At 57.9% G+C, this 9,336-nt stretch carries 9 protein-coding genes; 3 read left to right on the top strand and 6 right to left on the bottom strand.

Translation table 11 applies throughout. The annotated features are described in order from the left end of the window. Together A3754_RS09205 and A3754_RS09200 are read right to left on the bottom strand one after the other, a co-directional pair. Nucleotides 1-883, bottom strand: an 883-nt coding sequence (locus A3754_RS09205) for a porin (protein ID WP_231880566.1), incomplete at its 3' end; no start/stop codon positions are given. Nucleotides 884-1,175: 292 nt separating this feature from the next. Further along, entirely contained in the window at nt 1,176-2,963 is a 1,788-nt protein-coding gene (locus A3754_RS09200) for an acyl-CoA dehydrogenase (RefSeq protein WP_063519422.1), read from the bottom strand. Between the two features lie 93 nt (nt 2,964-3,056). Between A3754_RS09200 and A3754_RS09195 the strand changes: the two genes are divergently transcribed. The 3 genes from A3754_RS09195 to A3754_RS09185 all read left to right on the top strand — a co-directional run bounded on the left by A3754_RS09195 (nt 3,057) and on the right by A3754_RS09185 (nt 5,799). Continuing rightward, nucleotides 3,057-4,049: a GlxA family transcriptional regulator gene (locus tag A3754_RS09195; protein ID WP_063519421.1), complete on the top strand. Its 993-nt coding sequence runs from the start codon at nt 3,057-3,059 to the stop codon at nt 4,047-4,049. A 138-nt stretch (nt 4,050-4,187) separates the two neighbouring features. Next, nucleotides 4,188-4,895, top strand: coding sequence for a response regulator transcription factor (locus A3754_RS09190; RefSeq protein ID WP_063519420.1), 708 nt, complete (start codon nt 4,188-4,190; stop codon nt 4,893-4,895). Nucleotides 4,896-4,953: 58 nt separating this feature from the next. After that, nucleotides 4,954-5,799 carry a GGDEF domain-containing protein gene (locus A3754_RS09185; protein ID WP_082872527.1) on the top strand — a complete coding sequence of 282 codons (846 nt, stop codon included), beginning with the start codon at nt 4,954-4,956 and terminating at the stop codon, nt 5,797-5,799. A 7-nt stretch (nt 5,800-5,806) separates the two neighbouring features. On the opposite strand, the gene A3754_RS09180 is transcribed toward A3754_RS09185, so the two are convergent. The 4 genes from A3754_RS09180 to A3754_RS09165 all read right to left on the bottom strand — a co-directional run. After that, complete coding sequence (locus tag A3754_RS09180; RefSeq protein ID WP_063519419.1) at nt 5,807-7,066, bottom strand: HAMP domain-containing sensor histidine kinase; 1,260 nt, start codon at nt 7,064-7,066, stop codon at nt 5,807-5,809. Between the two features lie 47 nt (nt 7,067-7,113). Next, nucleotides 7,114-8,130 (bottom strand): cyclopropane-fatty-acyl-phospholipid synthase family protein, encoded by a 1,017-nt coding sequence (locus tag A3754_RS09175; protein ID WP_063519418.1) that lies wholly within the window; start codon nt 8,128-8,130, stop codon nt 7,114-7,116. Beyond that, nucleotides 8,127-8,900, bottom strand: a complete 774-nt coding sequence (locus A3754_RS09170) for a DUF1295 domain-containing protein (RefSeq protein ID WP_063519417.1) — start codon at nt 8,898-8,900, stop codon at nt 8,127-8,129. The genes A3754_RS09175 and A3754_RS09170 overlap by 4 nt, the downstream gene beginning before the upstream one ends. Continuing rightward, nucleotides 8,893-9,336 (bottom strand): DUF2878 domain-containing protein (locus A3754_RS09165; RefSeq protein WP_063519416.1); only part of this gene is annotated, 444 nt, incomplete at its 5' end. The genes A3754_RS09170 and A3754_RS09165, both read right to left, overlap by 8 nt.

Raw genomic sequence — 9,336 nt, 5'->3', positions numbered from 1 at the left:
CATCCAGATCCAGATCGCTGCTATCTAGCATACCCGCCTGGGCCTTCAGGGCCACACGCTCAGAGACACCAAACTTGCCGCTCAGCAGGTACGACATCAGGTCACCCTCTGGCGCGCCGTAGGGGTCCAGTTTGCTGCGCTCGACAATGGCACCCACCGCCACACTGCTGCTCACATTCAGCCCCAGGGAAGCGCGCACGGTTTCCAGGTCACCGCCGTCAATGGCAGGCCCAACGGTCCCGTCGGTGTAGCTGCTTTCATAGGCCAGAGCGGCATAGAGAGCATCCTGCTGATAGGTAGCAGACAGCCCCCAGGTATCGGTGAGTCCGTCCTTGGTTTCACTGTTGGGCGCCACGCCGACCACCACATCGTCTTCACCCGGCGCCAGCTGGGCCCTCACCACAATGCCGCCCAGGTCCATGCTTTCCCAGTTCAGGCTATTGCTGTTACGGCGCTGGCCGAGAAAGACGGTGTCCATATCCGCCACGGTATCGTTGAACTGGTCGATCTTGCCTTCCGCCAGTTTCACCACGCTGTCGTAACGGCCGGCGAAAATCTTGCCCACCTGGGTGCCCAGGCCCAGAAAGCTGTTGCGTGTGGAAAAGGTGGCGCTGCTATCACCGTCCGCGTCGTAACCCACTTCCATCTGGTAAATCACCGACAGGCTGTCGTTATACAGCGGCTCTTCGCCTTTCACCCCCAGCCGGGAGTTGTTGCTGGACACAAACCAGGCGTCGGACAGATCATCCTGGCTAAAGACCAGGGCGCCCTCCGGATAATCACTGGTTTTATCCACGCTAAGATTCAGCTTGCCATAGAAGGTCGGCGCCGCCATGGCCCCCACAGGCAACATGGCCGTGGCGACCGAAGCCGCAAGTAGCATTTTTTTCACGTTAATTCCCCGCTCAATGTGTCGCTCGCAATTGATGACGACTATATGACTGTTTTGTGTCACCANCAAGAACGAGCAAGCACGGCGAGACCCTGGTGTTGCGTGTTGTGTGAACTCCGTTGTGGCCGCAGAGCGGCAAAAAGACGGCAAAAAAAAAGCCCCCTGGCGGGGGCTCAAAAAATACCGTCATAGCTTCTCCTGCCAATGGCAGGTCCCGAGCCTGATGACGATAGGCACACTCGGTTAATCCAGTGATCACGACAAGGCCGTAATCAGAACATAATCAGAACCAGCTTGGATCCATCTCCATAAAGGTGTCGTCGCCATTAATCAGCTGTTGCGCATCCCATTCCACCCGGGGCAATTCCCAGCGGAAGAAGTAACGGGCAGCCTGCAATTTTCCTTTCGCAAAAACCGCATCGTCAGGGTCGCTCAACGTGACTGCTGCATTAGCCTGGCGTAACCACATCCACGCCGCCACGGTGTGGCCCAGCAACTGCAAATAGGCATTGGCATTGGATAATGCCGCGCGCGGGCCGGCACTGGCCATTTGCTTGCCCACCGCCTGGGTGGCTTTTTCAATCAGGGGCAACATGGCTTGCAACGCATCCGCCATTGGCTTGCAGCGCTCGTCAGCGGTGGCCTGCACATCGGCCATGATTCGTTTCGCCAACAACAGCATGCCCTTGCCGTTGTCCATCCACACTTTGCGGCCCAGCAGATCCAGACCGTGCACGCCGGTCGTACCTTCATGAATCGGGTTAAGACGGTTATCACGCCACACCTGTTCCACCGGATATTCACGGGTGTAACCCGCACCGCCGAAGACCTGAATCGCCATATCGTTAGCTTTCAGACCAAACTCGGAGGGCCAGGTTTTCAATACCGGAGTCAGCAGATCAAGCAGCAACTCTGCCTCTTTGGCGGCTGCCTCTTCCCCGGTCTGGATCTCGTCAACCAGACGATAGCCGTACAGACTCATGGCAATCGCCGCTTCCGCATAGGCTTTCTGGGTGAGCAGCAACCGTTTCACATCCGCATGCTCAATGATCGGCACCTGCGGCTTGGAAAAATCCGCATCATCCGGGTGGCGACCCTGTACCCGGTCACGGGCATAATCCAGAGCAAACCGGTAACCCCGATAGCCTAAAAGCCCGGCACCAAACCCTACGCCTACCCGCGCTTCGTTCATCATCTGGAACATGTAACGCAGGCCCTGATGGGGCTCACCCACCAGATAGCCATGGCAATCATCGCCGTCACCAAACGTCAGGGCAGTGCTGGTGGTGCCACGGTAGCCGAGCTTGTGAATCAGCCCTGCCAGAATCACATCGTTGCGTGCATCCGGGTTACCGTCGTCATCCAGGCGATATTTGGGCACCACAAACAGGGAGATCCCCTTCACCCCTTCCGGGCCACCGGGAATCTTTGCCAACACCAGATGCACGATATTTTCCGCCAGCTCATTTTCGCCACCAGAAATAAAAATCTTGTTGCCCTTGAGCCGATAACTGCCGTCATTCTGGGGCACTGCACGGGTGCGGATATCGGTAAGGGAAGAACCTGCATGGGGCTCGGTCAGGGCCATGGTGCCGGTGAAGCGCCCTGCCATCATCGGTTCCAGGAACCGGGTTTTCAGGGTCTCGCTGCCAAAGTTACGAATCACATTGGCCGCGGCCGCCGTCAGAAACGCATAACCGGTAGAGCTGGGGTTCACACAGGTGAACATGCCTTTACAGGCCGCAGCGGCAATCTCCGGCAGCTGCATCCCGCCTTCTTCAAAACTGGCCCGGGAGGATAAAAAACCGGCATTGATATAGGCATCGAACGCTTCTTTGACTTCCGGGCGCATCACCACTTTGCCATCCACGAAAGTGGGCTCTTCCTTGTCGGACAGTGCGTTGTGGTTGGCGAATTTTTCCCGCGCCAGCTTTTCAGCTGTATCCAGAGCCGCTTCAATGGTCTCACGGCTGTGATCTTCAAAACGCGGGCGGGCAAACAGGCTATCGGTGTCCAGCACCTCAAAAAGCTGAAAGCTCAAATCACGGCGGTCGAGAATCACATCACTCACAGTAGCGCTCCGGTTATTTTGGACAACAGCTTGCCATCGTTATGCCGTGTCTGGCATTGTCGCCTATGACTAATTCATGGTGGAACACGACACATGTTCACGGTAGCAGTACTGGCCTTTGATGGCGTCTTCGCCTCTGCTCTCACCGGGGTGGTGGATCTTCTCAACCTGACCGGAGTGACCTGGAACCGGATTCACGGACAGCCGCTGAACCGGCAATTCAAGGTCCAGGTGGTGTCCCGTGGTGGCAACCCGGTGCGCTGCACTAACGGCATCCGCATGGCAGTGGATTGTTCCCTGGAGCAGATGGATCAGGCCGACCTGGTGGTGGTTCCCACCATTGGCGGCAAAATCGAAACCGTGCTGGCCCAGGAACAGGATGCACTACCCTGGTTACGTTTTCTGCATCAAGGCGGCGCTGATCTGGCCAGCAACTGTACCGGTGCTTTCCTGCTCGCTGAAGCCGGGCTACTGGACGATAAAACCGCGACTACCCACTGGGGATTCAGCCAGGAGTTTCGCCATCGCTACCCACAGGTAAACCTGAATGAACGGGAACTGATTACCCGTGATGGCAACATTTTCTGCGCCGGTGGCGGCACCGCCTGGCGTGACCTGACCATCCTGTTGGTGGAGCGCTTCTGCGGTGCGGATCTGGCCCGGGAACTGGCCCGGGCGTTTGTCATTGATGTGCGAAACGATCTGCAAAGCATTTACGCCGGCCTGCCGGCACATACCTATCATCAAGACGACCAGGTGCAGGCCATCCAGGGCTGGATTCACGAGCACTACAAGGAAAACACCAGCCTGGGGCAATTGGCCGAACGGGTGCATTTGAGCCCACGCCAGTTACAGCGCCGGTTTACCACCACACTGGGCGAGCCGCCGTTGCAATACCTGCAACGGGTGCGCATTGAAGCCGCCCGCAAAATGCTCGAGCGCGGCACCAATAACCTGGCCAAACTGTCTGAACAGGTGGGTTATCAGGACGTGAGCAGTTTTTCGCGGTTGTTCAAACGGCACACCGGCCTGTCCCCCAGCCACTACCGGCAGCGTTTTGCCCGCACCGGCGCCCTGAACGACTAGTCCTGCCGTTTGTCGTCTGGTTGATTGCGCAGCAGCAGGAAACCCCCGACAGTGGAAGCCTGGAGGCGCGTGAAGATTGTTGACGGAACCTTGACGCCCCCGCGCGGAATATACTCACAGACAAACAAGGAGAGTCCTGTGAATAACCTGTCCATCCTTCTGGTAGAAGACCATCGCCAACTGGCCCAGACCGTATTGGAGTACCTGGAGCAGGAAGGCGCCAGTGTGGACTACGCCGGCAACACTCGCCTTGCCCGGGAACTGGTTCAGGAACATCACTATGACCTGATGCTTCTGGATGTGATGCTGCCCGGCGAGGACGGCTACAGTTTCTGCCAGTACCTGCGCAAGGAGCTGGCGCTGGATATGCCGGTGATTTTCATGACCGCCCGGGATCAGCTGGAAGACAAACTGGAAGGGTTTGATCGCGGCGGCGACGACTATATCGTCAAGCCCTTCGCACTGCCGGAGCTGTCAGCCCGGGTGGCTGCGCTGGTACGCCGACAACGCAAGGAAGTCACTGCCAACACCTTGCAGATTGCCGATCTGGAACTGGACCCGGCCCGGCAGGAAGTGCGTCGCGACGGTCAGTTACTGAAACTCTCCCCCACTGCCTTTCGCATTCTGCGTATCCTGATGCGCGAATCCCCCAAAGTGGTCAGCCGGGAACAGCTGGAACACGAACTGTGGGGCGACCTGGTGCCCGATTCCGATGCCCTGCGCAGCCATCTCTACAACCTGCGCAAAGCGGTAGACAAGCCTTTCGATATTGCCCTGCTCAACACCCTGCCGGGCGTTGGCTTTAGCATTCAGGAAACAGCACAACCGCACAGCAACGCGCAGTAAACTTGCACTTGGATGGGCTCGGGGCAGAGAATAGGCAAAAAAGCGATTTTGCCTATTTATGCCAGCCAACCGTACCGACACTTCGTTAGCCAGCTATTCTTCCTGCCAGGAATTGCTGGACGCACATCTAGCCCAACTACAAAACCGTTTTGGTATGGCGCTGTGGATGATCACTCGCCTGCGCACCGATGAGTTGGTGGTATTGCGCTCCCGGGATAATTACTACGGCCTGAACCAAGGCAACCGCCTGCAATGGGAACAAAGCTATTGCGCCAAAATGATGGAACTCGGCGCCCCCCGCATTGCCGCCAACGCACAGCTCAATCCCGACTATAGCCATGCCCCGATCAACAGCGATCTGACCATTGGTGCCTATATCGGTCTTCCCCTGGTGGACCGGGACAACCAGCTGTTCGGCACACTTTGCGCCCTGGATCCGGAGCCCCAGAACCCTGCCCTGGAACAGGCACTGCCCGCCCTGCAGCATGAAGCCCGGCTAATCAGCTTCCTGCTCGCCAATGCCCTGCGGGACGCGCAGCAACAACGCATCAGTATTTTTGTGGAACACCCGGATCGTTGCCCACAGACCGGCCTGCCCGGTCCGCAGGGGTGGGCGGATATAACGAATGAGGAACAGCAACATTGCCGGGATTTCGGCACCGAGTCGTGCGTGCTTTTTCTGCACGCACCGGAGGAGAGTGACAGCCTGATTATCGCCGATTCCCTTGCCGCCCTGTTGCGCGAACAGGACAGCGTTGCACACCTGGGCGACAATCATTTCGGGATTCTTCTTGCCGACGCCGATACCAGCAAGGCAGAGAAAGTCATTCATCGCGTCCGGGACGCACTGAATGCCAAACAGCTACTGGTACAGATTGAACAGCAAACGTTGAGCGCGCTCTGATACCCGGTTAAAACTGAACCCGCACTTCCGTGCCCTTGCCCGGTTCACTGGCCACCATCAGCTCCCAGTCATAGCGCTCACACAGGCGTTGCACAATCGCCAAGCCCAGGCCGTGGCCACCTTCCACGCTTCCGCCCCGCTCAAACGGCTGCATGATGCGCGACAACTCATCCGCATCCATGCCCGCACCATAATCCACCACCTGCACGGCCTTATCCATCACCACGATGGTGACATCACCAGAGCCACTGTAGTTAATCGCATTGCGGACCAGGTTCGTCAGCACAATGGTGAGCGCCGCCTCAGGGCAGTTCACGCTCAGTAGCGCCGTCTGCCGGACCTGCAAGCGGATTTGCTTGCGCTCGGCCAGGGGGTTCAGGCGTTCAATCAGATTCACCGCCAGATCATTGACGATCACGTCCTCACTCTGCTGGCTATGCTGCTCCGTGCGCGCCAACATGAGCAATGTCTCCAGGGTGGCTTCCATGTCATCGACGGTGTCGTCCATACGCCGAATCAGAGGGCGGTCGCCCACCTGGCTCACCAGTAATTCCAGGTTGGCGCGAAACACCGCCAGTGGCGTGCGCAATTCGTGGCTGGCATCACGGGTAAACTGGCGCTCACGCTCCACAAACGACACCAACCGGTCCGCATAGCCATTCAGTGCCGCCACCAAAACCGCCACTTCGCTACCCGAATCCGCCGATATGTCGCTGAGATCCGGGCGAGCCACACTGGGGTCATTCACCGGCGTTTGCCGTAATGCATCAGAAAGCTGGACCAGGGGGGAAAGTAAATCGCGGGATTTTTTCCAACCGAGAAACGAGGTGATGTAAATCACCAACAACACCCCGGTTAACGGCAGAATGCCGAACAGGAACGCCAAGACCGACACGCGCTTTTCATCAAAAATCAGGTAAAGCCGCGCGCCGTCGCGGTGCTCGATATACACAATGGGCCGCTCACCGGCCAGATCCACCCGCTGATAACCGTCAGGCAAATTCGCCAGTACCTGGGGAATCGTATCCTGCACCGCCTCACTGTCCAGCAAGCCCAGCAGATGGCGGGTGTTGGGACGCGGCTGAGTCGGGTTTACCTCCACCAGCGACCAGTAGTGGTCGGCTTCCTTGATCAGTGCCTGTTTGACCAGCACATGCTCAATGATATTCGCCGTCGCCCATACGCCCAGAACGGTGGCCAGGCTGATCAACAATAGCTGAACCAGATAGACGCGGGTAAGACGATGTTGAACGCCGGTTTTTTTCATGCCTTGCTCGTTTTATGGCTATTCATGGTCGCTCGCGATAACAGCGCTCAATTCGCCACAGGCTTGGCGAAGCGGTAATGCGCAACGAACCACTCTTCGCCTCCACCATAGTTAAACAGCTCCGCACACGCCATGAAAAACATGCGCCAGCGTTGCAGCCAGATCTTGCCCTGGCCTTTACCGTAAATTTCATCCAGGAGCCGGGTCAGCGCGGCCTGCTTCTCATCGGCCAGTAGCAACCAGGCCTCCAGAGTGCGGGCATAGTGGGTGCCGTTCACGGCCCAGCGCTGCTCCTCCTGAAGATCACCGGCACAATGAGGCAGCCAGTCGTAAGCCGGCATCATGCCACCGGTAAAGAAGTACTTTGCCATCCAGTCCTTGCTGCCTTCGGTCTCGAAAAGGTAGGTCAGATCGCGATGACAGAACACGTGAATAAAGAGCTTGCCACCCGGCTTCAACCAGTCATGAATACGCGCCATCAACGTTTTGTGATTGCGCATGTGCTCAAACATTTCCACCGACACCACCCGATCGTAGGGCTGCTGCGGCTGATACACAGAGGCATCCGCGGTGATCACATCCACATTATCCAGACCCCGCTCTGCAGCGCGCCCGAGAATAAAAGCACGCTGGGACGACGAATTGGAAATCGCGGTAATCCGGCTATTGGGATACTGCTGCGCCATCCACAACGTCAGCGATCCCCAGCCACACCCCATTTCCAGCACATCCTGGCCATCTTCCAGCTCTGCCCGCTCACAGGTCATCGCCAGCATCACCCGCTCTGCCTCTTCCAGGGTACTTGAGGGATTCGGCCAATAGCCGCTGGAATACTTCAGGTACGGCCCCAGCACCTGCTCATAGAAGCGGGCATCCACTTCATAATGCTGCTCATTGGCCTCGTCCTGGCCCACCGCAACAGGCCCCTGTCGCAAGGCCTCTTCGAACGTCTGGCGGTTACTGCGTTGTTTTTCCTGTTCAAGGCGCTGCCCCAGCAGACGACGAATACCAAAACGCACCAGTCCATCGGGCAGCAGCCCCGATTCCGCCATTTGAATCATCATGATTTGGGTCTCCAGGGAAAGAACGCACTCGTCGTGCGCTGATAATCACGGTAGTCATCGCCGCGGGATTTGAGCGCCTGTTTTTCGGTATAGGGGATGCCTGTGGCGAACCACAGGAATACGAACATGGCCAGGGGCAACAACCACAGCCAGCCCGCGTACGGCGCACCGATGGCCATCACGGGGTAACTGACCCAGTGCAACCACTCGCAGAAATAGTTGGGATGGCGACTGTAGCGCCAGAACCCTTCACGGCAGGTCTTGCCTTTGCTGTCAGGCCGCTTTTTGAAATCGGCCAACTGCTTGTCTGCCAGGGCTTCCCCGGCGATGGCCAGCAAACCGACAACAACGCCCAGCAAAACCAACGGGGGCGCAAACTGATCCTGCTCGCCCACCACCCAGAACGTGAGCGCAAAACCCCAGGCCAGTAGCGCCTGGCCCCAGAAGAAAACCAGGAACACAGGCTGCGCTTTACTGCCCAGCACCTCGCGCATGGCCGCGTAACGGCCATCTTCAGCGTTTTCCTGACTCACTCGCTGAAAAATATGGCTACCCAACCGCAGCGACCACAACAATAACAACACCCCTGCCGCCAATCGGGGCACCAAGGCACCGTTTCCGGTTACCAGAAAACTCACGCCTACAATGCCCACCGACCAGGCCCAGAACACATCGACCCAACCGGCGTTGCGGGTCTGGCGTTGCTGTAACCACAGCACGGTAGCAACAATCAGCAAGGCGATAAGCAGCAAGTAATGGATTTCAGGCATGTTCGGTTTCCTGTTTTGTCATCGTCGCAACCTGCGCCAGCAACGGTACCGCTATGGCCCAACTGACACCGTAAACGGTAGCCAGCAACAGCCAACCCTGTGGCGCGGTCGCTGCCCCCAGGCGAATGCCCATGGTGACGGAAAAGACGCCGCCCAAGGCACCAAACAAGGCCGCCAGCACCGGACGGCCACACAGCCAGTTCAGGCTATAGCGAAAACTCACCGCAAAGCCCAGCCACAACGCCCAGACCCAATGCGGGGCCCACCAGTGTTGCTGCCAGTCGCGGTACTGCAACACATCCGGCAGCAACCACAACGGCTCCATCAACAAACACAACAGGCCACCGGTAGCGATCAGCAGCAGGTCCTGGCGCCACTGGCGTGTCAGCGTTACTTGCGCGGCGACCATGGCAATCAACACGCCCCAGGCCAGCAA

The organism is Alcanivorax sp. HI0083 (assembly GCF_001635175.1).
This window is presented reverse-complemented; position numbering and strand designations above follow the sequence as displayed.